The following is a 21,546-nucleotide window of genomic DNA, read 5'->3' as shown; positions in this document are numbered from 1 at the left end:
GGGCCCTCGACAAGCTCGGTCCCTCCTCAGGATGAGCGGTTCAGCAAGCTGAGCAGGCCTTAGACCGGCCCTGCGCCCGCCGAAGCCCGGCAGACCATGAACCGGGCCGGACGGTCGTCGGGAGAGCGATAGCCGCGCTCGACTGCTTCCCGGACCCGCTCGACCAGCGCTTGCGGCGCCAGAGCGACGATGCAGCCGCCGAAGCCGCCGCCGGTCATCCGAGCGCCGCCCTCGCCGCCGATCGCCTCCGCGGCGATCTCGGCCAGCCGGTCGATGGCGGGGAGGGTGATCTCGAAATCGTCGCGCATCGAGGCGTGCGATTGCGCCATCAGCAGGCCGAGCCGGGGAAGATCGCCGCTTGCCAGCGCCTCGGCGGCGGCGAGCGTGCGCGCATTCTCCGTGACCACATGGCGCGCCCTTCGAAAGGCGACTGGATCGAGTCCTTTGCGGCCCGCCAGCAGCGCCTCCTCGTCGAGGTCGCGCAACGCGGCGACGCCGTAATGGCGCGCCGCCGCCTCGCACTGCCGCCGCCGCTCGTTATAGGCGCCGTCGACCAGCCCGCGCTCGATCCCGGAGTGGATCACGATCACCGCCAGCCCCTCGGGCATCGGCACCGGGCGGCAATCGAGCGAGCGGCAGTCGATCAGCAAAGCCTGGCCTTCGCCGGCCCTGGCCGAGACGAGCTGATCCATGATTCCGCAGGCGCATCCGACGAAATCGTTTTCGGCTTTCTGGGCGAGCAGGGCGATTCGGGTCGGGCCCAGTTCCAGCCCTTGGAGGCGCGCCAGCGTCGTGGCGAGCGCTACTTCCAGCGAGGCCGACGAGGAGAGGCCGGCGCCCTGCGGCACGTCGCCGGCTATCGCGACCTCGGCCCCGCGCGCCAGGCCTTCGCGTCGCAGCACCTCCGCGACTCCGCGGACATAATCGCGCCAGCCGCCGGCCCGCGCGATCGGCGAGTCGAGCGCGATCCGGTCCTCTTCGCCAAAATCGGCGGCGACCGCAGCCAGGACGGCGTCGCTCCGGCGGCGCGCGGCGATCACCGTGCCGGAATCGATCGCGCAGGGCAGGACGAAGCCGTCATTGTAATCGGTATGCTCGCCGATCAGGTTCACCCGCCCGGGCGCCTGCACGACCAGGTCCGGCGCGCCGCCGAACGCCGCGGCGAACGCCGCTTCGGCGCGGCTCCCCGTGCCCCCCCCGCTCATCGCCTCTCGCGATAATGGATCGGGCTCACGGCGCGCAGCCGCTCGGCCGCCTGCTCCGGGGTCAGGTCGCGCTGCGCTTCGGCCAGCAGCTCGAAGCCGACCATGAACTTGCGCACGCTCGCCGAGCGAAGCAGCGGCGGATAGAAATGCGCGTGCAGCTGCCACGGGGCGTCGTCCGCGTCGCTGGGAGCGCCGTGCCAGCCCATCGAATAAGGAAAGCTGGTCTCGAACAGATTGTCGTAGCGGATCGTCAATTCCTTCAGCGCGGCCGCGAGATCCGCGCGCGCCGCCTCGTCCAGATCCTGCAGCCGGGCCACGCGGAAGCGCGGGAGCAACAGCGTCTCGAACGGCCAGGCCGCCCAATAGGGCACGATCGCAAGCCAGAGCGGAGTCTCGACCACGACCCGCTCGCGGGCCGCCCGTTCGCGCGCGGCGAGATCGAGCAGCATGCTGGCGCCGTGCCGAGCCAGCCAATCGCTCTGGTTGAGCGACTCGCGCGCGATCTCGTCCGGGACATAGTCCGTCGCCCAGATCTGGCCGTGCGGGTGCGGGTTGGAGCAACCCATCGCCGCGCCCTTGTTCTCGAATATCTGCACCGAGGGGAAGCGCTCGCCGAGCCGGGCCGCCTCGCCGCACCACAGGTCGATCACGGCCCGGACCGATTCGAGCGGCAGCTCCGGGATCGAGAGCGAATGATCGGGCGAGAAGCAGATCACCCGGGCAGCGCCGGTCACCGGCTCCGCGACCTGAAAGGGATCGCTTTGCTCCGGTCCGTCCGGCGCGCGGTCGGGGACGGCCGCGAAGTCGTTGTCGAACGCGAATGCCGAGGAATAATCGGGATTGCGAACGCCCGACGCGCGCTCGACTCCGGGACACAGGTAGCAGGAGGGATCGAAGGAGGGCGCCGCTTGCGCCGCCCTCTCGCTGGCGCCGGACCAGGGACGCAAGGCCCGGTGCGGAGAGACCAGCACGTGGCGGCCGCTCAGGGGATCGAAGCGCCGGTGCGGGTGCAATGCGGGGTCGAAGGCGGTCGGTGTCATCGGACTCGGGCAGGTGCTGCTTGCGCCGCTCGCTACACCAGCGCGGCGGGCCGCTCAAAGGTCATTCGACCCCGCGCCTTGCGCCGCGGCGTCCCGGCCGGTGATCCGGCGAAGGAATGCGACCTCGTCGGGCAGATGCGGGGTACCGTCCGGATGGAGGATATCGTGGAACCAGGGCATCGACCCTTCGCAGATCAGCGGATTCTCCTCCGCATTCCAGGCGAGGTTGGTCTGGGTCCGCCCGCGCACCAGGCCCCAGCAGAACGCCGCCACCCGCTCTTCCTTGGCGCTGGGAAGGATCGCCTCGAACGTGCTGCCGGTCGAGCGCGCCATATATTCGGTGCACATCGTCGGCCGGCCAAAGCCCTTCAGCCAGCGAACGCGCTGATCGAAATCGGCGGTGGCGCCGTAATTGTGGAACGAGATGAAATCCGAATGGGCGGTCTGCGCCCGCTGGATCGGGCTCAGCAGATCGGGCGCCGACCAGTCTCCAAGCCAGATTCCGCTGGTCAGCGGCTGTTCGGGCGCCGCCGAGCGCGCCCAGCCAAAGGCAGCGATCAGCAGAGGGGCGACGAGCGACGCCTTCGCGGCGAGCAGCCTCGGATCGCACAGGGCGACCTCCGGGCCGTTGTCGGGCTCGTTCCAGATATCCCAGGCGAGCACCCGCTCGTCCCGGGCGAAGGCGGCGACGATGCCCGCCACATAGTCGCGCAGCCGGTCGTGCTGGGAGGGGTCGGACAGGGCCGGATCGCCCGGCGACTGGACCCAGCCGGAATTGTGGACTCCGGGCCGCGGGTCGCCCTGGGGACCCAGCGCAGGATGCGGGTCCCAGCACGAATCGAACAGCACCAGCATGGTGCGAATGCCGTGGCGGCTGGCGGTCGCCAGAAAGGCGTGGATGCGCTCCACGAAGCCCTCGGCATCGTGGTGCCAGAGCAAATCGTGCAGGTAGACCCGAGCAGCGTTCATGCCCAGCTCCGCGGCCCATTGGAGCTCGCGGTCGATCACCGCGAGATCGAACGTCTCGGCCTGCCAGAATTCGAGTTGGTTGATCGCATAAGAAGGCGTGAAGTTGCAGCCGACCAGCCACGGCAGCGCCGAATACCAGCCATGCGCGGCTTCGGACGTCCAGCGCTCGTGCGCGGCGGCACGCAGTTCGAAGCGTTCAGCCGCGGCGGCCGGCATCTTCTTCCCCCCCGATACGCATACAAGGCCAAGACACGCCTCCGGTTATGGGGGCGCATTGCGATAATTCCAAGAAATTATCATAGGTTATCCCCAGAAGATTCGGTCTTTCGCGCGCGCTGGCGGCCCGGCGGCGACCGGTCAGCGAGGCGCGGCGAAGCGCACTTGCGCCTCGCCGGCGACTTCATCGTCTGCCCCGCCCGGCACATGATCCTGGAGGCTAGCCCGATGCGCCCAGTTCCTGTGAAGCGACGCCGACTCGCCGGATGAGGCCGAGCCGCTCCTGGCCGCTCCCCGCGCTGCTCCCGCTGGCGGCGGCGGCCGCGCAGCCGGCGTCCGATCGCGCCGGGAATGGCGTCGCCTCTCCGCCGCCCGACGCGCTCGAAACGATCGTCGTGACCGCGCGGCCGGGCCCGTTGCCGCCGTTGCGCGATGCGATCGATTATTTCCGCCTGTTCTGCTTCGAAGCGAACCGGCTTACCGGCCGATCGGCGGCGCCGGAGGACCGCGACTGGCAGCCCCTCGACTCGGCGGCCCGCGAGCGGCTCGGAATCGCGGATCCGCAGGCCGGCGCATTCGGCCTCGCGGACCGCGCGCGCCGGCGCACCTTGCTGTTGAAGATCGAGCGGATCGATCGGCCCGGGCGGCTGGTGGAAAGCCGGTGCACGCTGATCGTGATCGGCGGCGACGAGCACGCCCGGCTCGCAAGCGGCATGGCGGCGCTTTTTCGCGGTCCCGGCACGCAGCGTCACGTCGGCGAGGCGGACGGCGTGCCTTCGCTGCCGGGCTGGCGGCAATGGCTCTGGACCGGAATGCCGGCGCGCGGCTCGCGCAGCTGGCGGGTCGTCGCGCCGCCGCGCGGCAGCGGCCCGACCTCGCTGGTGGTCACCGACCTGCGCTTCTACGATCAATATGACTTCCTGATTGGCGACCTCAAGACCCGCGACGACGGCCGCCCGCTGAGCATTCTGAGCTTCGCCTATACGACGCGCGCGGGGCATTAACCGCGTTCGCCCGGGCTTCAGTTCTTCCGGCTGAGCGTCCGCATCGCCTCGTCCAGCCCCTCCAGGGTCAGCGGGTACATGCGGTCCTGCATCAGGGTGCGGACGACCTGGATCGAGCCGGTGTAGCTCCAATATTTCTCGGGCACCGGGTTGAGCCAGACCGCGGCGGGATAGGTGTTCGTCAGCCGCTGCAGCCAGGCCGCGCCCGCTTCCTCGTTATAATGCTCGACCGAGCCGCCCGGGTGGGTGATCTCGTAGGGGCTCATGGAGGCGTCGCCGACGAACACCAACTTATAGTCGTGGCCGTATTTGTGAAGCACGTCCCACGTCGGCGTGCGCTCGTTGAAGCGGCGGCGATTGTCCTTCCAAAGCGCCTCGTAGGGGCAGTTGTGGAAATAGAAGAATTCGAGATTCTTGAACTCGCTGGTCGCCGCGCTGAACAATTCCTCGCAAAGCTTGATGTGCGGATCCATCGATCCGCCGACGTCGAGGAAGAGGAGCAATTTCACGGCGTTGTGCCGCTCGGGCCGCATGGCGATGTCGAGCCAGCCCTTGCGCGCGGTGCCGGCGATCGTCTCGTCGAGGTCGAGCTCCTCGGCCGCGCCCTCGCGGGCGAAACGGCGCAGGCGACGGAGCGCCACCTTGATGTTGCGCGTGCCGAGCTCCTTGCTGCTGTCGAGGTTGCGGAACTCGCGTTTGTCCCAGACCTTGATCGCTCGCCCCTGGCCGCCTTCTCCGCCGATCCTGACACCTTCGGGATTGTAGCCCGAATTGCCGTAGGGCGAGGTGCCGCCGGTGCCGATCCATTTGGAGCCGCCCTGGTGACGGCCCTGCTGCTCCTCGAGCCGCTTCTTCAGCGTCTTCATGATCTCTTCCCACGAGCCCAGCGCCTTGATCTCGGCCATCTGCTCGGGCGTGAGGTAGAGCTCGGCGACCTTCTTCAGCCATTCCTCGGGGATGGGGACCGCCTCGGCGCCGTAGCTCGTCTCGATCCCCTTGAAGACCTTTCCGAACACCTGGTCGAACCGGTCGAGCAGCCCCTCGTCCTTCACGAAGATGGCGCGGGCGAGATAGTAGAATTCCTCCGGCCGACTCCCGATCACCGCGGCGTCGAGCGCCTCCAGCAGAGTCAGGTGCTCCTTCATCGAGGCGGGAATGCCCGCGGCGCGAAGCTCGTCGACGAAGGAGAAGAACATGGTTTCGCGTCTAACCCGCGCGCGGGCTCAGTTCCAGCGCGGGTGGCTGAGGATCAGCAGGCCGAAGAATAGCACGAAGGCGATTGCGGGGAGAGCCAGGAGCGCCAGCACGGCGGTGGCCGCTCCGCGTTGCCCGCGCCGGGCCAGATACAGTCCTCCGCCCAGAATGGCCCCGGCGCCGCCCACGAGGGCGAGCCAAATGCCGATATTGAACGACGAGACGCTGCCGTCCGACAGGCCCCACAGGAAGAAATAGCCGAGCACCGCGGCCGCGATCGCCGCAACAACCAGAAAAAATGGATAAAGGATCATTGCAGGACCATAACGAACGGGAAGGGCGCGGGACAGCGCTCTTCCGCGAGCGGTGGTTAACGCGCTTTCAACGAATTCCGATTAGCCACCGTGCGACAAGCGAAGAGGTTGGGGATCAAAGTGGCTACAAGCGCGACGGAGCGGACCGACGGGGAAGCGATCAACCAGGTGGCGCGCAATTGCGGGTCGCTGGCGATCGAGTGCAGCGACGTTGCGGGCTACGTGTCCGGAGTCAACGAGCGCATCTCCGCCAACCTCGCCATGCTCGACCAGCTCGAGGACGTCACCACCCGGCTGATGGCCGATCAGGCCCAGGTCTCCGATTCCACCGACGAGGCGCGGGTGCTCGCCGAGCAGGCCCGCGACAAGCTCAACCAGGGCCGCGCTGCGGTCGGCGACACGATCCAGGTGTTCAGCACGCTCACCGACCTCGTCGTCCAGCTGGGCGAGCGGATGGCCGGCTTCGCCGAGGCGATGGCCCAGGTGCAGAAAGTCTCCTCGGCGATCGAGACGATCGCGTCGAAGACCAACATGCTCGCGCTCAACGCCACGATCGAGGCCGCCCGCGCCGGCGAGGCCGGCCGCTCGTTCGCGGTGGTCGCGGCCGAGGTCAAGAAGCTCGCCCACGATACGCGCGCGGCGACCGGCGAGATCGCCGGAACGATCGCCTCGCTGACCCGCGAGGCCGAGGCGGTGACCAGCGAGATCAGGAGCGGAGTCGAGCAGAGCCGGGTTGCCCAATCCTCCTTCTCGCGGATCAACGACACCGTCCGCGACGTCGCCGACATCGTCGCCCTGGTCGACCGCCAGACCGACGGCATCGCCCAGTCCACCAGCCACATCCAGGCGAGCGTCGACAGCGTGAAGAGCGGCCTTTCCTCCTTCGCCGCCGACGCGCGCGCGAACGGCGGCCAGCTCCAGGAGACCCAGGAGCGGCTGTCCAAGCTCGAATTGCTCTCCAACGAGATGCTCGACCGGCTCGCCTCGTCGGGCGTCAGGATCGACGACACGCCGTTCATCGAATACGCCCAGCGCGCCGAGCGCGAAATCCAGACTCTGATCGAGGACGGAATCGAGCGCGGCGAGATCAGTTTCGAGGACGTGTTCGACACCGATTATGTCGAGATGCCGGGGACCAACCCGGTCCAGTACGAAGTGCGCTTCTGCGATTTCGCCGACGCTCACGTCCGGCCCGTTCTCGACCGGCTGATGCGCGAGGAGACGCGGCTCATCGCCACCGCGATCACGGACATGAACGGCTATCTGCCGACCCATATTTCCGAGCGCTCGCAGCCGCAGAGCGACGATCCCGAATGGAACGCGGCCTATTGCCGCAACCGCCGCAACTTCCTCGACGACACGACCAGGCGGGCGATCGCCAGCGACAAGGAGGCGATGCTCGCCACCTACTCGATGGGCTTCAGCAAGGGCCGGCATCTGGCGGTCAAGAACGTCTTCGTGCCGCTCTACGTGCGCGGCCGCCGCTGGGGCAATTTCGAGCTCGCCTATCGCGACGAGGAAGTGCGCTAGGCGAAGGCCGCGCCGCTGGCTGGACGAAGGCGCACCCGCCGCATTATTCCCGTTCGAATGCCGGACTCCGATTACGGAACGCCTTTCGCCGAGGATTCGAACGACCCGATCGACGATTGGTCGCGGGCGGTGTTCGAGGCATGCCGCAGCTGGCCCCTTGCCGGCTCGGGACGCTGGTTCCGGGTGGAGGAAGGCTGGCTTCGGCTGCGCATCGAAGAGGCGGATGGGGAGCCGCTCGAGCCGCTCTTCGCGATCGACGTCGATCTGCCGGACGGCCATATCCTGCTCGATTTCGGAAGCTGGGCCACGCCGATCCATCCCCTGCACGGCCCGCTTGCCGAGACCGCCCCCCAGTCGGTGGCGACGGCCCGCTCGGTGGTCGAGGGATGGCTCCGAGGCGCGACCAGGATCGTCGTCTATAGCGACGAAAGCGGCCCGCGCGGCCACAGGCTCATAGAAGGCGGAGATCTTCCGGATGCGCTCGAGCCGGCCCCGATCGGGAGCGACGAATTCGCCAAGGCGGTGGTGAAGGCCCCGCGGCGATCGGATTGGCGGTATTTCCACCATTACGGCAACGGCATCTGGATCGAGCAGGCCGCGGGCGAAGAGGGGATTTGACCCCTGCCGGCCTAGCCGTCTTGCCGTTGAGCCCGGGTTTCGCTCGCAAGGGGCTGGGGCTTCTGGACCAGGCTTACGAGCACCACCGAGATGATCATCAACAGGTACCAGGAAACGAGCTTGGCGAAGGGGACCATCGTCCAGCCGTGGCGCTGGCTGGGATAGGTCCAGGCCTGCGAGAGCGTGCCGAGATTCTCCGCGATCCAGATGAACAGGGCGACGAGCAGGAAGCCGAGCAGGACCGGCATCGGCCGGTAGCGGCGGAACGGGCGGAACCAGAAGACGGCGCGGCCGAAGATCAAGGCGGTGGCGATCAGCAGCGGGACGCGTGCGTCGGGCAGCCAGTGATGGGCGAAGAAGTTGACGTAGATCGCCGCCGCCAGCGCCCAGGTCGTCCACAGCGGCGGATAATGAGTGAAGCGGATGTCGAAGATCCGCCAGATGCGCGCGATGTAGGAGCCGACCGAGGCGTACATGAAGCCCGAGAAGAGCGGCACGCCGGCGATGCGCAGGACGCTCGGCTCGGGATAGAGCCACGAGCCGGCCGAGGTCTTGAACAATTCCATCAGCGTGCCGGCGACGTGAAAGGCGAGGATCACCTTCGCCTCGTCCCAGGTTTCGAGCCGGAAGCGCAGCATCAGGATCTGAATGACGAGCGCCGCGAGAGTCAGGAAATCGTAGCGCGGCAGCCAGGCGCCTCGCGGATAGACGAGGTGGGTGACGACCAGCAGCGCGAGCATCAACGCGCCGAACAGGCACGCCCAGCCCTGCTTGAAGCCGAACAGGAGGAATTCGTAGGCGTGAGAGCGCCACCCCGAGCGCGGCTCGAACGACTCGAGCGCGAGGCGGACCCGCTCGAAGCGGGTGTGCGAATTCCCCCTCTCCCCTCTGGGGAGAGGGCCGGGGAGAGGGGGAGTCAGAAACTCCTCCCGAGCGTTGCGAGAATTGCGAGTGCCACGCCCTCCGGATTGGTCATCACCTCGCCGTTGGTGAAGCGGATCACCTGCCAGCCCTGGCATTCTAAGAACGCCGTACGGTGCGCATCTTCATCGGCCCGTCTCGCGTGCGTTTCTCCATCCAGCTCGATCGCCAGCCGCGGCATGCGAGCGGCGAAGTCGATGTAAAAGGGCCCGCATTCGACCTGGCGGGTGAACTTGATGTCCTGGAGCCGGTGCGCACGCAGAATCCGCCACAGCGCGTGCTCGGGCGGGGACATGTTGGCGCGCAACTCGCGGGCTCGTCTTAATTTCTCAGGGTCCCTGCGCGGCATCGACTCCCCCTCTCCCCGACCCTCTCCCCGGAGGGGAGAGGGGGAGCTAGACTCCCTGCCGCCGGCTCATGAACGCCAGCCGCTCGAACAGCATCACGTCCTGCTCGTTCTTGAGCAAGGCGCCGTGCAGCGGCGGGATGGCCTTGGCGGGGTCCTTCGACTGGAGCACGTCGAGCGGCAGGTCCTCGTGGAGAAGGAGCTTCAGCCAGTCGATCAGCTCGCTGGTCGACGGCTTCTTCTTGAGGCCGGGCACGTCGCGCACCTGGTAGAAGATGTCCATCGCGCGCGAGACGAGGATTTTCTGGATGCCGGGGAAGTGGACGTCGACGATCGCCTGCATCGTCTCGCGATCGGGGAATTTGATATAGTGGAAGAAGCAGCGGCGAAGGAAGGCGTCGGGAAGCTCCTTCTCGTCGTTCGAGGTGATGACGACGATCGGGCGCTCGGCGGCGCGGACGGTCTCCTTCGTCTCGTAGACGTGGAACTCCATCCGGTCGAGCTCCTGGAGGAGATCGTTGGGGAATTCGATGTCGGCCTTGTCGATCTCGTCGATCAGAAGGACCGGGAGGGCGGGCGAGGTGAACGCCTCCCACAGCTTGCCCTTGCGGATGTAGTTGGAAATGTCGTGGACTCGCGGATCGCCGAGCTGGCCGTCGCGAAGCCGCGCGACGGCGTCATATTCGTAGAGCCCCTGATGCGCCTTGGTCGTCGACTTGACGTGCCATTCGATCAGCGGCGCGCCCAGGGCGGCGGCGATCTCGTGCGCGAGGATGGTCTTGCCGGTGCCCGGCTCCCCCTTGACGAGCAAAGGCCGGCGCAAGGTGACCGCGGCGTTGACCGCGACCTTGAGATCGTCGGTCGCGACATAGGATTTTGTGCCTTCGAAGCGCATGGCCGCAGGGCATAGGTGCGCGCCTGGAGGGGCGCAAGGCGCTTGGGGTCCGTACTCAGTACCCGCAATGGCCTTCTCCGGGCGACCCCAAAGGGGCGGGCGGCTTTTGGGCCAGGGTTACGTCGCAGCGTCGGTCACGATGCGTCAGCATCGCTCCCTCCTCGCTCCTTGCCCTGACCCAAAATCCGCTCCGTCACGGCCGTTGCGGGTACTGAGTACGGACCCCTTAGAGGGCGCGGGCCTGCGCTCTCGCCTCTAGAAGGTCCCACAGCGCGCGATGCTGGAGGGCCAGCTGCTGGCCGCCGAACAGGAGGGCGCGCTCGGATGCGCTGGCGCTGTCGGCGACCTCGCGAACCAGTTCGCGCGGGCCGAAGGTGAGGGGGCGGGGCTCGACCGCGAAGCGACGGGCGGCGGCGTCGAGCACGGCGCGGATCGAGAGCCAGTCGGCGGCGAAGGCGAGCGCGGCGCCGAGCGCGCAGCCGCGCCGGTCGGATTGGGCGAGGGTGGCGAGCGCGGCGCGCTGGGCGACGATCGCCGCCTCGCTTCCGTGGGCGCCCGGAGTCGACGGAATCGGGCCGGCCGCGACGGACAGGCGGGTGAGATAGAGCCGCTCGTCGGTCATCGCTTCGGCGGTCTGGCCGAGCCAGGCGCGGCCGGCGGCGTCGAGCGTCCGCGCGGCGGCATGATCGATCACGCCCGGGTGGCGGCCGTGCAGAGCGCACAGAAAATGGATCGCGTCGGCGAGATTGCGGGTCGCCTCGGGGCCCTGCCGGAGCGATTCCGCGGAGAACCAGGGATGGGTCACGCTGCCGGAATCGGCGACGCAGGCGAGCAGCAGCGTTCCCGTGCGGATACCGCCTGCCGACTCGAGCGGACGTGATGCCATGCGATCCTCCGGGCGCCCCGCGCGCCTAACGCAAGGGCCGTACACCGCTCGGCGTAAAGAGGAGGTTTACGCGGCCTGAGGCCGGAGTCGGGGCTTTTACGGAGAAAGGGGGGCGGCCAAGACTTCCGTTAGCTTAGCCATGCGTCACGGGACCATTGTCCCGTGACGTCGGACGGGCTCGGCGGACCAGATGTCCGCCGCCCCGCCGGCCGGGGCTGCCGCTTTTTCGGCGTGTAAGCCGCGCTTGCTTCGCAAGCCCGTCTTACTCGCGGGCGTCAGCCCGCCAAATCAAACAAACGGTTGTAGGCCTGGAAGCCTTTTTCCTCGGCGAGGGAGACGACCTGGTCCTCGGTCAGCACCTGGGTGCCGACGACATACTGGCCGCGGAACTCCTTGCCCTCGATGATCCGGTGATAGACCGGACGGTGCGTCTTGCGCAGGAACTGCGCCGCCTCGCTGGCCAGGCCCGGGCTGATCGAGGGGACGAGCTGCTTGGGCAGAGCGGCGGTCGCGAACGGGCGGATCGTGGCGGTGCAGCCGGTTTCCTTGCGCCAGCGGGTGACGGTCTTCTCGCCGACGCCATATTTCTCGGCGAGCTGGCGGTTGGTCTTGGACGGCGCGTGGTCGGTGAAATCGGAAGGGCAGACGAGAACGGGCATGGTTTCGTTTCTATCGATGTGTGGAGGCGCGCATGACGCGCCGGGTCGCACGCCTATCTGGTGCGCCCGGCCCAAGAGTCAAGCTTTGTCTTCGTCAAGCCTTCTTTTGCAGAGGGGAAAAGGCGATTCAGGCGGCCAGCGGAAGGGCCTCATTCTCCTCGGCGACAGGCGCGGCCGGCGCCTGTTCGGCCTCGACCTGAGTCGCCGCGCGGGGATCCGGCAAGGCCCAGCGGGCGGCGGCGAGCAGGACGGCAAGGGTCGCGTAGAGCGTTATCACCGCCACCGGGTTCCACAGCACCGCAGCGCCGAGCGCGACGCGCAGCCAGTTGGGATTGAAGCCGAAATCCTCGCCGAGCGACTGGCAGACCCCGAGCAGGGTGTCGTCGCGAACGATGGGGGCGGAAAATTTGGTCTGCATCGATCGGGCTCCTTTTGCCGCGGGCCTCGAGCCCGCCTCTGCCCGTCTCTCAGCAACAGCTGTGCCAAAAGTTGAAAACACAATTATCCCATATGCTTACGCTAACGCGTGGTTCGGCGGACGCGAAAAGACCAAAGCCGCTGCCGCCAATAATTGGCGGAATTCGCCAAGAGTGAGGGCCCCGCCGCAACTGCGCTCAAAAGCGCTCGAGCAGCAGCTCGATCAAGGGAAGCTGGCTCGCCAGGATTTTAGTGCGCGCCTCGGCGATCGTGAACCACGCGGCCCGGTCGATCTCGGGATAGGATTGGAAGCGCCCGCTCTTCGGCGGCCATTCCAGCGTGAAGGCATTGCTGCGGATCGCCGCGGGATCGAGATCGCCTTCGAGTGCGAACGCCTCGACCCACTTGCCGCCCTTTTGGCGAATCCGGCCGAGCGGAACGAGCGTGCCCTCGGGGACGAATCCGAGCTCTTCCTCGAACTCGCGCCGGGCGCAGCTTTGCGCATCCTCGCCTTCCTCGATCAGGCCCTTGGGGATCGCCCAGGCCCCCGCGTCGCGCTTCGCCCACAGCGGGCCGCCGAAATGGCCGAGCAGCACTTCGAGGCCGCGGGCGCCCCGCCGCCACATCAGGATCCCCGCGCTCGACATTGCCATGGGCTTGAAATCGCTGCCCGAGCGATCTTCGTCAATGGAAGCCCGCGACGGGCTTGATTACCGGTCCGAAATGACGGACCTTCTTTTTCTCGCAGGAAGAGGGGGAAGCCGATGGAATATATGTTCATGCCGCTTAAGCGCTATTTCGATTTTTCGGGCCGCTCGCGCCGGAAGGAATATTGGATGTACGTGCTGCTGCTCGTCATTCTGATAATCGTCACCATCACGCTGGACTCGCAGCTTGGACTGGGCGGCAAGACCGAGAGCTATTCGGACTTTTCCGACGGCAACGCATCGGTCGGCTTCAACTCGACGGGCGGAATCCTCACGATGCTGCTTTGGCTGGCGACGTTCATCCCGAGCCTCGCTCTGTCGGTGCGGCGCGCCCACGACAACGACAAATCGGGCTGGTGGATACTGGTGCCGATCTACGGCTTCATCCTCACGGCCATCCTCCCTGGAACGGCAGGCCCGAACCGCTTCGGCCCCGATCCCAAGGGCGGCGCGGCCGACGCCGAGGTCTTCACCTGATCGCACGACGGCCGGCGGGCAGGCATTGCGGCCCGCCCGCCGCCGCACTAGAGAACCGCCTCCGATCCGTGCCCCTGTGGCGGAATTGGTAGACGCGCTCGACTCAAAATCGAGTTCCGCAAGGAGTGCCCGTTCGACTCGGGCCAGGGGCACCATTCCAGTTGTTATCGCTCTTCTCAGCGGGCTTCGGCTCGGGCATTGTCGCAGGCATGAGCGACAAGGACGTCACCGCCCAGGATATCGAAGAGCTCGAAATCGAAGTCGAGGCCGCGGCGTTCCGCAGGGACCGGCTGCTGGCGTCGGTCGCCCTGATGATCGGCGCCGCCCTGCTGCTCGCCTTGCCCTTCGCCTTGAGGGCGGGGGCTGAGTTCTTCCTGCCGGTGACCGCGGCGCTGGTCATCGCCATCGCGCTGGTGCCCGCGCTTGAATGGCTGGAACGCAGGCGAGTGCCTTCGCCGCTCGCCGCGTTCCTGTGCGTCGTCCTGTTCCTCGGGGTGGCCAATGCGGCGGTCGCCGCGATCCTCTTTCCCGCGAGCGAATGGGTCCGCCTGCTTCCCGAGCGGATCGGCCGGATCCGCGATACGCTGGGCCCGCTGTTCGACATCTATGCCGATCTCGAGGCGTTCATCGACGATGTCGCCCGCCAGCTCGGGCCCACGCCCGGCCTCGCCCACCGGACGGTGACCGTCGAGACTCCCAATTCGCTGCTTCAGATCATCGCCACGTCGGCGCCGTTCGCTGCGATCCAGATGTTCTTCGCGGTGCTGGTGATCTATTTCTTCCTCGCCGGCTGGACGCGAATGCGCAAGCGAACGATCGTCGGCCGGACCAGCTTCGACGGCGCGATGACCACGGCGCGCGTGATCCAGCAGGTGGTCGACGCGACCTCGCTCTACCTCGGAACGATCACAGTCGTGAATCTCGGCCTCGGCGCGGTGGTGGCGCTGATCCTCTATCTGATGGGGATGGAATCGCCGCTCATGTGGGGCGGCATCGTCGCGGTGCTCAACTATATCCCCTATCTCGGCCCGATCGCCTCGGCGCTGCTGCTCGCGGTCGGCGGGCTGATGCTGTTTCCCGATCCCTGGTACGCGATGCTTCCCTCGCTCGCCTTCGTCGGAGTCCACCTCGTCGAGGCGAACATCGTGACCCCGACGGTGGTCGGCCGCCGGCTTACGATCAACCCGCTGATGATCCTGCTCGCGCTCAGCTTCTGGGCCTGGGTGTGGGGCACGACAGGCGCCTTGCTCGCGGTGCCGCTGCTGATCATCTTCCGCACCGTCCTCGACGCCGCCGGCAAGCCCGACGTGGCCGGATTCCTGTTCGAGGAAGGGACCTTGATCCACGATCATCCGGACGAGCCTAAAGCGGCCGCGGCGAGCGGCTGACTGCCGATTCGAGGGGTCAAAAGCTGCGCGTCCCGCCTTGCTTGACAGCCCCCGGCCGCGCCACTAACTCGCCGCCTTCACCAATACGCGGGTGTAGCTCAGTTGGTTAGAGCGCCGGCCTGTCACGCCGGAGGTCGCGGGTTCGAGCCCCGTCACTCGCGCCATTTCCGAAGCGAGGCGCGCAGCGAGGCAGCGCGGCGATCCGGCGAAGCCGGACGCGAACGGCCGGCCAGCGCCGCCGGGCTGCCGCGACTGACGTCACGGGATTCACTCCCGCGACGCCCCCCGGAATCGCCCCGTTTCCATCCAGCGCAAGAGCGGCCGCAGCGGCAGGATCCAGGCGATTCCCGCGACGAGGTAGTAGAGCGCGTGGAGCCAGCCCGGGAGGCCGCCCAGCAGCGGCGCCGCGCTGACCACGAGCACCGCCCAGCCGGCGATCAGAAGCACGATCAGCGCCATCCCCGCGCCCTGACGCCAGCTCGGCTCTACGCGCATGAAATCCACTCCTTCGGGGTTGCGATCGCGTCGAGCCGCATGTCCCACGGATCGGCGGGGAGCGGCCCTTCGATCACCTGGTCCTGCCAGGCGAGGCCGATGGTGAAGACGGGCTGGCCGCCTTCGCGCAGGTGCGCCAGAGCGCGGTCGTAATGGCCCTTGCCGTGGCCGATCCTGACGCCCGTCCGGTCGGCCAGGACGATCGGCACCAGCACCACGTCCGGCGCGAGCGCTTCGGCCGAGGAAGGCGGCTGCAGCACGCCCCAGGGACTCGCCTCGCTCGCCGGCCCCTCGCGCCACAGGAAGCGGGAGTCGCGATCGGCGAACCACGGGATGCCGTGCCGCTGGCCCCGGCCGAGACCGTCAACGATCGCCAGGGGGCTGATCTCGTCCTTCAGGGGATGATAGGCTCCGACGATCCGCGCGCCGGCAAGGTGCGGCAGGACCAGCCGGGCGAGCGCGGCTTCGAGCTCCGCGCGCAATTCGGGGCTGAGGCTTTGCGCGAATTCGCGCCGCCGCCGCAGCCCTTCGGCGCGAAGCTCCGGCTTGGTAAGGGAAGTGGAGGGTGACGGGACCGCCATAGCCGTTTGCCTGGAATATCCTCTGACGCCTCAACGTCAGGTGGGGACCATATACGTCGGGCCAAGACCCGGGCAGGGACAGTCCCCTAGGATGCTTATGGCTCAGGGATGTTCGCTGAGGCTCGTACAGGGCAGTACCCGTCTCCCCTCATGTAGGCCCTCTATGCGATCCGCTCAAGGCTGTCGGCGAGCGATTCGACCCGCGAAGCGAGTCGCTCCAGCGCCTGGGCGACCGCTGGATCGGGCGGCAGCGGCGCCGGATCGGGAATGCCGCGGCCCGCGCGGATGTCCCTGATGTCGTCGGCGATCAGCAAGGCCGCGTACAGCAGCTGGCGAGTCTCGGTGAGGCCGCCCAGCGCCGCGGCCGCATCGCGCGCGCGCCGGTCGACCTCGGCCGCGACCGAGCGGAGATGATCCTCGTCGCCGTCGCGGCAGGCGACGTTGTAGCGCCGGCCGGCGACCTCGACGTCGATATTCGCCATCAGCCCGCCTCCGTTTCGAGCAGCCGGTCGATCTGGCCGATCGCGCTCTCCACCTTGGCGCGAAGCGAATGGTGGACGTCGCGCAGCTGGCGCAAATCCTGGGTATCGGCGGTCGATCCCCGGCTTCGGGTCGCGGCCGCCTCGATTCGCGCAAGCGCAGCCTCGATGCGATGAATGGCGGCAAGGGCGCGTTCGTCGGACATCGGCCAAAGGCATAGCATGACTGCCGGGCGCGGCAAGCCGCCAAGGTTGACGGGCGGCCCCCTGCCGATAAAGGAACCGCAGCGCCGCCGCGCGCGTCCGCCCCAACGGATTCACCGCAGGAGCCCCATGGCCACCGAGACCCGAACGCTCGCGAACGCGATCCGCGCCCTTGCGATGGACGCGGTCGAGGCCGCGAACAGCGGCCACCCGGGCATGCCGATGGGCATGGCAGACGCGGCCACCGTGCTGTGGACCGAATATCTGAGGCACGACCCCGCCGACCCGAGCTGGCCGGATCGCGACCGCTTCGTGCTTTCGGCCGGCCACGGCTCGATGCTGCTCTACGCGCTGCTTCACCTGACCGGCTACGAGCGGCCGACGATCGACGACATCAAGGGCTTCCGCAAGCTAGGCAGCCCTTGCGCCGGACATCCCGAGAATTTCCTGCTCGACGGAGTCGAGGCGACCACCGGGCCGCTGGGGCAGGGGCTGGCGATGGCGGTGGGCATGGCAATCGCCGAGCGGCACCTGAACGCCGAATATGGCGATGGCCTGGTCGATCACCGCACCTGGGCGATCGCCGGCGACGGCTGCCTGATGGAGGGCGTCAACCACGAGGCGGCCGGGCTCGCCGGGCATCTCGGCCTCGGGCGGCTGATCGTCCTGTGGGACGACAACCGGATCACCATCGACGGCGCGACCGGTCTTTCGACTTCCGAGGACGTCGAGGGGCGCTACGGCGCTTATGGCTGGCACGTCGTGCGCTGCGACGGCCTCGACGCGGCGGACGTGCGCCGGGCGATCGACGAGGCGCTGGCCGATCCGCGGCCCTCGCTGATCGCCTGCCGGACGATCATCGGCTTCGGCGCGCCCAACAAGCAGGGGACGGCCGCGACCCACGGCGCCGCCCTCGGTGCGGACGAGGTGGCCGCGGTCCGCACGACCCTCGGCTGGGATTCTCCGGCGTTTGAAATTCCCGCCGACATTCTGGCGTCATGGCGGCAGGCGGGGAGGGAAAGGCAGGCCGCCCACGCGGATTGGCGGGCGCGGCTCGACGCCAGCGAAAAGAAGGCGGAGTTCTCCCGGCGCATGGCCGGCGACTTGCCCGGGGATTTTTCGCTCGACGACTACGTCCAAAGCCTGATCGCCGACCCGCAAAAGGTCGCGACCCGCAAGGCGTCGGAGATGGCGCTCGGGGCGATCAACGCGCTTCTGCCCGAGACGATCGGAGGATCGGCCGACCTCACCGGTTCGAACAACACCAAAACAAAGGACCAGAAACCTCTGACGAAAGAGGATTATTCCGGCCGCTATCTCTATTACGGGATCCGCGAGTTCGGAATGGCCGCGGCGATGAACGGAATGGCGCTGCACGGCGGCGTGATCCCCTATGGCGGCACCTTCCTGGTCTTCGCGGATTATGCCCGCCCCGCGATCCGGCTCTCGGCGCTTCAGCAGGTCCGGGTGATCTACGTCATGACCCACGATTCGATCGGGCTCGGCGAGGACGGCCCGACCCACCAGCCGATCGAGCATCTGACGAGCCTTCGCGCGATGCCCAACCTCGCGGTGTTCCGCCCGGCCGACGCCGTGGAGACCGCCGAATGCTGGGCGCTTGCGCTGGGCCGCAAGGATCGCCCGTCAGTGCTCGCGCTCACCCGCCAGAACCTGCCCCAGCTTCGCTCGGACGGGGCGAACCGTTGCGCGAGAGGCGCCTACCGCCTACGCGCCGCCGTGGAGCCGCGAAAGGTCGTTCTGATCGCCACCGGATCCGAGGTCGAGGTGGCCGTCTCGGTGGCCGAAAGGCTCGAGGGGCGGGGAATCGGCGCGGACGTCGTCTCGATGCCCTGCTGGGAGCTGTTCGACGAGCAGGACGCCGCCTGGCGCGCCGACATTCTTCCGGACGATGCGCTGCTGGTTTCGATCGAGGCCGGCGCGACGCTCGGCTGGGAACGCTACACGGGCCGCTCCGGCCTCAATATCGGGCTCGACCGGTTCGGCGCCTCGGCCCCGGCGGGCGACCTTTTCACCCATTTCGGCTTCACCGCCGAGGCGATCGTGCCGCGCATCGTCGCGGCGCTCGAACATTAAGGAGATCAACGACATGGCGACCAGAGTTGCGATCAACGGTTTCGGGCGGATTGGCCGGCTCGTGGCCCGCGCGATCCTCGAAAACCCCGATTGCGGCCTCGAACTGGTGGCGATCAACGACCTCGCCGACGCCGAATCCAACGCTTTGCTGTTCAAGCGCGATTCGGTTCACGGCGCCTATCCGGGCGAGGTCCGCGCCGACGGCAACGACCTGATCGTCGACGGCAGGAGGATCAAGGTCACCGCCGAGCGCGACCCGGTCAAGCTGCCCCACGGCGAAGACGGAGTCGCGCTCGCGCTCGAATGCACCGGCTTCTTCACGGATCGCGACAAGGCCGGCGCGCATCTTGCTGCGGGCGCTAAGAAAGTCCTGATCTCGGCGCCCGCCAAGGGCGTCGATCTGACGGTCGTCTACGGCGTCAATCACGACAAGCTGACGGCCGAGCACAATATCGTCTCCAACGCCTCGTGCACGACCAACTGCCTGGCGCCGGTCGCCAAGGTGATGAACGACAGCGTCGGTATCGCCCGCGGCCTCATGACGACCGTCCACGCTTACACCAACGACCAGAAGATCCTCGACCAGATCCACTCCGACAAGCGCCGCGCGCGCGCCGCCGGCATGTCGATGATCCCGACCACCACCGGCGCCGCCCGAGCGGTCGGCGAGGTGCTTCCCGAGCTCAAGGGCAAGCTCGACGGCTCGGCGATCCGGGTTCCGACGCCCAACGTCAGCCTGATCGACCTGACCTTCACGCCGAACCGCGACACCAGCCTCGAAGAGGTGAACGGCCTGCTGAAGGCCGCCGCGGAGGGGCCGCTCAAGGGCATCCTCGCCTACAGCGAGGAGCCTTTGGTCTCGATCGACTACAACCACAATCCGGCCAGCTCGACGGTCGACAGCCTCGAGACCGCGGTGCTGGAGGGCAAGCTGGTGCGCGTGCTCTCCTGGTACGACAACGAATGGGGCTTCTCGAACCGGATGGTCGATACCGCGGCGGCGATGGCCCGGCTGATCTGAGGGCGGACCTGACGTCATGACGCCCGCCAAAGTGAGAGAAACCGTTCGTGTCGAGCGAAGTCGAGACACCCCTTCGAGCGCAGCCGAGAAAACCCTGCCTCGGCTTCGCTCGGCTGGGTCCCTCGACTTCGCTCGGGACGAACGGGATCAGATCGAGGTCGGATGATGCCTGACTTCCGCACCCTCGACGATCTCGGCGACGTGGCCGGCAAGCGGGTGCTGGTCCGCGAGGACCTCAACGCACCGATGGCCGGCGGTGAGGTCACCGACGACACGCGGCTCCGAGCCGCGGTTCCGACAATAGCCGAGCTCGCCGACAAGGGCGCGATCGTCCTCGTCCTGGCTCATATCGGCCGGCCGAAGGTGCCGGCGCCCGAATATTCGACGGCGCTGGTGACCCGGGCCTTCCAGGAGGTGCTCGGCCGGCCGGTCCGCTACATCGACTGGGAAGGCGCTGCGGCAGCGGTGGCGATGCTTCAGCCGGGCGACGTCGCCCTGCTGGAAAATACGCGCTTCTTCGGCGGCGAGGAGAGGAACGACCCGGCGGTCGTGCAGCGTTTCGCGGCGCTCGGCGATCTCTATGTCAACGATGCCTTCTCGGCGGCCCACCGCGCCCACGCCTCCACGGAAGGGCTGGCGCATGCGCTCCCGGCTTATGCCGGCCGCTCCATGGAGAAGGAGCTGAAAGCGCTGGAGAAGGCGCTGGGCAACCCCGAGCGGCCGGTTGCGGCGGTGGTCGGCGGGGCGAAAGTCTCGACCAAGCTCGACGTGCTGAGGCATCTCGTCGCCAGGGTCGATCATCTGATCATCGGCGGCGGCATGGCCAACACCTTCCTCGCCGCGCGCGGCGTGGCCGTCGGCAAGAGCCTGTGCGAGCACGATTTGACCGGAACGGCCGAGGAGATTTTCGAGGCCGCGGAACGGGCGAGCTGCACCGTCCATCTTCCCTATGACGTCGTCGTCGCCACCGAATTCGCCGCCAATCCGCCGAGCCTGCGCACCTGCAACGTGCACGAGGTCGCCGCGGACGAGATGATCCTCGATATCGGCCCCGCCGCGGTCGAGGCGCTGGCGGACGCGCTCAAGACCTGCCGCACTCTGGTCTGGAACGGCCCCCTCGGCGCGTTCGAGACTCCGCCCTTCGATGCCGCGACCGTCGCGCTCGCCCGAACCGCCGCGGCGCTGACGCAGGAGGGCAGCCTCGTATCGGTCGCCGGGGGCGGCGACACCGTCGCGGCGCTCAACCAGGCCGGCGTGGCCGACGACTTCACCTTCGTCTCCACCGCCGGCGGCGCTTTCCTCGAATGGATGGAAGGAAAGGAGCTGCCGGGAGTCGCCGCCCTGATGCGTTAGGGCGCGGGTTCGTTGAGCAACGGGATCAGCACCTGGTTGAGCTGATCGAGATTGAACGCGCCCGAGCTGGCGTAGCGAACGCGCCCCGAGCGATCGATGACGAAGTTGGTCGGCAGCCCCTCCAGCGTGCCGTAGGGCCCGCGGATCGTGCGCACCGAGGGAATGGCCATCGCCGCGAACAATGCGTGCAGGCGGTAGCGCGGAACCGACCCCTCGGTGGTCACCGCGAACACGCGAAGCCCCGCGTCGCGGCGTGCCCGGTAGTAGCGGTCGAGCAGCGGCAACTCCGTGCGGCAGGGCACGCACCACGTCGCCCAGAAATTGAGCACGACGACCTGGCCGCGCAGATCGGAAAGGCGGACCCGGCTTCCGTCCATCAAAGTCATCTGGAAATCCGGCGCCTCGCGGCCGACCGCCGGCGTGCTTCCCGGGGTCGCGGCAGCGAGAAGCAGTGCGCACAGCATCGATCCGAGCAGTCTTTTCATGAGCCTGGCCCCCTTCCCGGCAATGTCCGGTTGGTCGCGGAGGGCTCC

At 67.8% G+C, this 21,546-nt stretch carries 25 protein-coding genes and 2 tRNA genes; 10 read left to right on the top strand and 17 right to left on the bottom strand.

What is annotated here, in order from left to right; translation table 11 throughout:
• Nucleotides 1–59: 59 nt before the first annotated feature.
• The 3 genes from galK to E6G92_05855 are packed head-to-tail and all read right to left on the bottom strand — an operon-like array spanning nucleotide 60 to nucleotide 3,430.
• On the bottom strand, nucleotides 60–1,205 hold the full coding sequence (gene galK, locus E6G92_05865) for a galactokinase (GenBank protein TMJ19318.1): 1,146 nt from the start codon (nucleotides 1,203–1,205) through the stop codon (nucleotides 60–62).
• The gene (locus tag E6G92_05860) at nucleotides 1,202–2,245 is read right to left on the bottom strand and encodes a UDP-glucose--hexose-1-phosphate uridylyltransferase (protein TMJ19317.1); all 1,044 of its coding nucleotides are present in this window, start codon (nucleotides 2,243–2,245) and stop codon (nucleotides 1,202–1,204) included. The genes galK and E6G92_05860 overlap by 4 nt, the downstream gene beginning before the upstream one ends.
• 54 nt (nucleotides 2,246–2,299) lie before the next feature.
• Entirely contained in the window at nucleotides 2,300–3,430 is a 1,131-nt protein-coding gene (locus E6G92_05855) for a 1,4-beta-xylanase (protein ID TMJ19316.1), read from the bottom strand.
• 266 nt (nucleotides 3,431–3,696) lie between these two features.
• Here E6G92_05855 and E6G92_05850 point away from each other — a divergent pair, with 266 nt between their 5' ends.
• On the top strand, nucleotides 3,697–4,434 hold the full coding sequence (locus E6G92_05850) for a hypothetical protein (protein TMJ19315.1): 738 nt from the start codon (nucleotides 3,697–3,699) through the stop codon (nucleotides 4,432–4,434).
• A gap of 17 nt (nucleotides 4,435–4,451) precedes the next feature.
• Here the strand turns inward: E6G92_05850 and E6G92_05845 are convergent, their stop codons facing one another.
• Together E6G92_05845 and E6G92_05840 are read right to left on the bottom strand one after the other, a co-directional pair.
• Nucleotides 4,452–5,630, bottom strand: coding sequence for a VWA domain-containing protein (locus tag E6G92_05845; GenBank protein TMJ19314.1), 1,179 nt, complete (start codon nucleotides 5,628–5,630; stop codon nucleotides 4,452–4,454).
• Between the two features lie 27 nt (nucleotides 5,631–5,657).
• Nucleotides 5,658–5,942, bottom strand: coding sequence for an osmoprotectant transporter permease (locus E6G92_05840; protein TMJ19313.1), 285 nt, complete (start codon nucleotides 5,940–5,942; stop codon nucleotides 5,658–5,660).
• Between the two features lie 261 nt (nucleotides 5,943–6,203).
• Between E6G92_05840 and E6G92_05835 the strand changes: the two genes are divergently transcribed.
• Complete coding sequence (locus E6G92_05835; protein TMJ20728.1) at nucleotides 6,204–7,472, top strand: chemotaxis protein; 1,269 nt, start codon at nucleotides 6,204–6,206, stop codon at nucleotides 7,470–7,472.
• Nucleotides 7,473–7,529: 57 nt separating this feature from the next.
• The gene (locus E6G92_05830) at nucleotides 7,530–8,090 is read left to right on the top strand and encodes a hypothetical protein (GenBank protein ID TMJ19312.1); all 561 of its coding nucleotides are present in this window, start codon (nucleotides 7,530–7,532) and stop codon (nucleotides 8,088–8,090) included.
• Nucleotides 8,091–8,101: 11 nt separating this feature from the next.
• Here the strand turns inward: E6G92_05830 and E6G92_05825 are convergent, their stop codons facing one another.
• The 7 genes from E6G92_05825 to E6G92_05795 all read right to left on the bottom strand — a co-directional run bounded on the left by E6G92_05825 (nucleotide 8,102) and on the right by E6G92_05795 (nucleotide 12,867).
• Nucleotides 8,102–9,010 carry a DUF817 domain-containing protein gene (locus E6G92_05825; GenBank protein TMJ20727.1) on the bottom strand — a complete coding sequence of 303 codons (909 nt, stop codon included), beginning with the start codon at nucleotides 9,008–9,010 and terminating at the stop codon, nucleotides 8,102–8,104.
• Nucleotides 9,007–9,360: a DUF559 domain-containing protein gene (locus tag E6G92_05820; GenBank protein TMJ19311.1), complete on the bottom strand. Its 354-nt coding sequence runs from the start codon at nucleotides 9,358–9,360 to the stop codon at nucleotides 9,007–9,009. Before E6G92_05820 ends, E6G92_05825 begins: the two co-directional genes overlap by 4 nt.
• Before the next feature lie 46 nt (nucleotides 9,361–9,406).
• Nucleotides 9,407–10,252 (bottom strand): MoxR family ATPase, encoded by an 846-nt coding sequence (locus E6G92_05815; protein TMJ19310.1) that lies wholly within the window; start codon nucleotides 10,250–10,252, stop codon nucleotides 9,407–9,409.
• A 226-nt stretch (nucleotides 10,253–10,478) separates the two neighbouring features.
• Nucleotides 10,479–11,138 (bottom strand): hypothetical protein, encoded by a 660-nt coding sequence (locus tag E6G92_05810; protein ID TMJ19309.1) that lies wholly within the window; start codon nucleotides 11,136–11,138, stop codon nucleotides 10,479–10,481.
• Between the two features lie 275 nt (nucleotides 11,139–11,413).
• Nucleotides 11,414–11,797, bottom strand: coding sequence for a hypothetical protein (locus tag E6G92_05805; protein ID TMJ19308.1), 384 nt, complete (start codon nucleotides 11,795–11,797; stop codon nucleotides 11,414–11,416).
• A 127-nt stretch (nucleotides 11,798–11,924) separates the two neighbouring features.
• Complete coding sequence (locus E6G92_05800) at nucleotides 11,925–12,215, bottom strand: PspC domain-containing protein (protein ID TMJ19307.1); 291 nt, start codon at nucleotides 12,213–12,215, stop codon at nucleotides 11,925–11,927.
• 196 nt (nucleotides 12,216–12,411) lie between these two features.
• Nucleotides 12,412–12,867, bottom strand: a complete 456-nt coding sequence (locus E6G92_05795) for an NUDIX domain-containing protein (GenBank protein TMJ19306.1) — start codon at nucleotides 12,865–12,867, stop codon at nucleotides 12,412–12,414.
• Between the two features lie 111 nt (nucleotides 12,868–12,978).
• Here E6G92_05795 and E6G92_05790 point away from each other — a divergent pair, with 111 nt between their 5' ends.
• From E6G92_05790 to E6G92_05775, 4 genes are all read left to right on the top strand, one after another.
• Complete coding sequence (locus E6G92_05790) at nucleotides 12,979–13,398, top strand: DUF805 domain-containing protein (protein TMJ19305.1); 420 nt, start codon at nucleotides 12,979–12,981, stop codon at nucleotides 13,396–13,398.
• Between the two features lie 70 nt (nucleotides 13,399–13,468).
• Nucleotides 13,469–13,553, top strand: a tRNA-Leu gene (locus E6G92_05785).
• Nucleotides 13,554–13,607: 54 nt separating this feature from the next.
• Complete coding sequence (locus E6G92_05780) at nucleotides 13,608–14,786, top strand: AI-2E family transporter (GenBank protein ID TMJ19304.1); 1,179 nt, start codon at nucleotides 13,608–13,610, stop codon at nucleotides 14,784–14,786.
• An 87-nt stretch (nucleotides 14,787–14,873) separates the two neighbouring features.
• Nucleotides 14,874–14,950: transfer RNA gene (locus E6G92_05775), tRNA-Asp, on the top strand.
• Between the two features lie 103 nt (nucleotides 14,951–15,053).
• Here the strand turns inward: E6G92_05775 and E6G92_05770 are convergent.
• From E6G92_05770 to E6G92_05755, 4 genes are all read right to left on the bottom strand, one after another.
• The gene (locus E6G92_05770; GenBank protein TMJ19303.1) at nucleotides 15,054–15,281 is read right to left on the bottom strand and encodes a DUF2842 domain-containing protein; all 228 of its coding nucleotides are present in this window, start codon (nucleotides 15,279–15,281) and stop codon (nucleotides 15,054–15,056) included.
• Nucleotides 15,272–15,862 carry a 5-formyltetrahydrofolate cyclo-ligase gene (locus tag E6G92_05765; GenBank protein ID TMJ19302.1) on the bottom strand — a complete coding sequence of 197 codons (591 nt, stop codon included), beginning with the start codon at nucleotides 15,860–15,862 and terminating at the stop codon, nucleotides 15,272–15,274. Before E6G92_05765 ends, E6G92_05770 begins: the two co-directional genes overlap by 10 nt.
• Nucleotides 15,863–16,023: 161 nt before the next feature.
• Nucleotides 16,024–16,344 carry a cell division protein ZapA gene (locus E6G92_05760; protein TMJ19301.1) on the bottom strand — a complete coding sequence of 107 codons (321 nt, stop codon included), beginning with the start codon at nucleotides 16,342–16,344 and terminating at the stop codon, nucleotides 16,024–16,026.
• Complete coding sequence (locus E6G92_05755) at nucleotides 16,344–16,547, bottom strand: hypothetical protein (protein ID TMJ19300.1); 204 nt, start codon at nucleotides 16,545–16,547, stop codon at nucleotides 16,344–16,346. The genes E6G92_05760 and E6G92_05755 overlap by 1 nt, the downstream gene beginning before the upstream one ends.
• Nucleotides 16,548–16,674: 127 nt before the next feature.
• On the opposite strand from E6G92_05755, the gene tkt reads away from it, so the two are divergent.
• From tkt to E6G92_05740, 3 genes are all read left to right on the top strand, one after another.
• Nucleotides 16,675–18,639 (top strand): transketolase, encoded by a 1,965-nt coding sequence (tkt, locus tag E6G92_05750; GenBank protein TMJ19299.1) that lies wholly within the window; start codon nucleotides 16,675–16,677, stop codon nucleotides 18,637–18,639.
• A gap of 13 nt (nucleotides 18,640–18,652) precedes the next feature.
• On the top strand, nucleotides 18,653–19,660 hold the full coding sequence (gap, locus tag E6G92_05745) for a type I glyceraldehyde-3-phosphate dehydrogenase (protein TMJ19298.1): 1,008 nt from the start codon (nucleotides 18,653–18,655) through the stop codon (nucleotides 19,658–19,660).
• A gap of 162 nt (nucleotides 19,661–19,822) precedes the next feature.
• Complete coding sequence (locus E6G92_05740) at nucleotides 19,823–21,013, top strand: phosphoglycerate kinase (GenBank protein ID TMJ19297.1); 1,191 nt, start codon at nucleotides 19,823–19,825, stop codon at nucleotides 21,011–21,013.
• On the opposite strand, the gene E6G92_05735 is transcribed toward E6G92_05740, so the two are convergent.
• The gene (locus tag E6G92_05735) at nucleotides 21,010–21,498 is read right to left on the bottom strand and encodes a TlpA family protein disulfide reductase (protein TMJ19296.1); all 489 of its coding nucleotides are present in this window, start codon (nucleotides 21,496–21,498) and stop codon (nucleotides 21,010–21,012) included. The two genes, E6G92_05740 and E6G92_05735, sit on opposite strands and share 4 nt — an antisense overlap.
• Nucleotides 21,499–21,546: the final 48 nt, after the last annotated feature.

Source organism: Alphaproteobacteria bacterium, from assembly GCA_005883305.1.
Classification (GTDB): Bacteria; Pseudomonadota; Alphaproteobacteria; order Sphingomonadales; family Sphingomonadaceae; genus Allosphingosinicella.
Note: the sequence above shows the minus strand (reverse complement) of the source record. Positions and strands in the feature narration are given on the sequence as shown.

Excerpts from the sequence above, each read along its gene's own strand:
- E6G92_05830 (TMJ19312.1), top strand. The coding sequence starts at position 7,530 with ATGCCGGACTCCGATTACGGAACGCCTTTCGCCGAGGATTCGAACGAC.
- E6G92_05840 (TMJ19313.1), bottom strand. The coding sequence starts at position 5,942 with ATGATCCTTTATCCATTTTTTCTGGTTGTTGCGGCGATCGCGGCCGCG.
- E6G92_05795 (TMJ19306.1), bottom strand. The coding sequence starts at position 12,867 with ATGGCAATGTCGAGCGCGGGGATCCTGATGTGGCGGCGGGGCGCCCGC.
- E6G92_05800 (TMJ19307.1), bottom strand. The coding sequence starts at position 12,215 with ATGCAGACCAAATTTTCCGCCCCCATCGTTCGCGACGACACCCTGCTC.
- E6G92_05810 (TMJ19309.1), bottom strand. The coding sequence starts at position 11,138 with ATGGCATCACGTCCGCTCGAGTCGGCAGGCGGTATCCGCACGGGAACG.
- E6G92_05740 (TMJ19297.1), top strand. The coding sequence starts at position 19,823 with ATGATGCCTGACTTCCGCACCCTCGACGATCTCGGCGACGTGGCCGGC.
- tkt (TMJ19299.1), top strand. The coding sequence starts at position 16,675 with ATGGCCACCGAGACCCGAACGCTCGCGAACGCGATCCGCGCCCTTGCG.
- E6G92_05835 (TMJ20728.1), top strand. The coding sequence starts at position 6,204 with ATGCTCGACCAGCTCGAGGACGTCACCACCCGGCTGATGGCCGATCAG.
- E6G92_05770 (TMJ19303.1), bottom strand. The coding sequence starts at position 15,281 with ATGCGCGTAGAGCCGAGCTGGCGTCAGGGCGCGGGGATGGCGCTGATC.
- E6G92_05860 (TMJ19317.1), bottom strand. The coding sequence starts at position 2,245 with ATGACACCGACCGCCTTCGACCCCGCATTGCACCCGCACCGGCGCTTC.
- E6G92_05815 (TMJ19310.1), bottom strand. The coding sequence starts at position 10,252 with ATGCGCTTCGAAGGCACAAAATCCTATGTCGCGACCGACGATCTCAAG.
- E6G92_05780 (TMJ19304.1), top strand. The coding sequence starts at position 13,608 with ATGAGCGACAAGGACGTCACCGCCCAGGATATCGAAGAGCTCGAAATC.
- E6G92_05790 (TMJ19305.1), top strand. The coding sequence starts at position 12,979 with ATGGAATATATGTTCATGCCGCTTAAGCGCTATTTCGATTTTTCGGGC.
- E6G92_05735 (TMJ19296.1), bottom strand. The coding sequence starts at position 21,498 with ATGAAAAGACTGCTCGGATCGATGCTGTGCGCACTGCTTCTCGCTGCC.
- E6G92_05765 (TMJ19302.1), bottom strand. The coding sequence starts at position 15,862 with ATGGCGGTCCCGTCACCCTCCACTTCCCTTACCAAGCCGGAGCTTCGC.
- E6G92_05855 (TMJ19316.1), bottom strand. The coding sequence starts at position 3,430 with ATGCCGGCCGCCGCGGCTGAACGCTTCGAACTGCGTGCCGCCGCGCAC.
- E6G92_05755 (TMJ19300.1), bottom strand. The coding sequence starts at position 16,547 with ATGTCCGACGAACGCGCCCTTGCCGCCATTCATCGCATCGAGGCTGCG.
- gap (TMJ19298.1), top strand. The coding sequence starts at position 18,653 with ATGGCGACCAGAGTTGCGATCAACGGTTTCGGGCGGATTGGCCGGCTC.
- E6G92_05760 (TMJ19301.1), bottom strand. The coding sequence starts at position 16,344 with ATGGCGAATATCGACGTCGAGGTCGCCGGCCGGCGCTACAACGTCGCC.
- E6G92_05845 (TMJ19314.1), bottom strand. The coding sequence starts at position 5,630 with ATGTTCTTCTCCTTCGTCGACGAGCTTCGCGCCGCGGGCATTCCCGCC.
- galK (TMJ19318.1), bottom strand. The coding sequence starts at position 1,205 with ATGAGCGGGGGGGGCACGGGGAGCCGCGCCGAAGCGGCGTTCGCCGCG.
- E6G92_05805 (TMJ19308.1), bottom strand. The coding sequence starts at position 11,797 with ATGCCCGTTCTCGTCTGCCCTTCCGATTTCACCGACCACGCGCCGTCC.
- E6G92_05850 (TMJ19315.1), top strand. The coding sequence starts at position 3,697 with ATGAGGCCGAGCCGCTCCTGGCCGCTCCCCGCGCTGCTCCCGCTGGCG.
- E6G92_05820 (TMJ19311.1), bottom strand. The coding sequence starts at position 9,360 with ATGCCGCGCAGGGACCCTGAGAAATTAAGACGAGCCCGCGAGTTGCGC.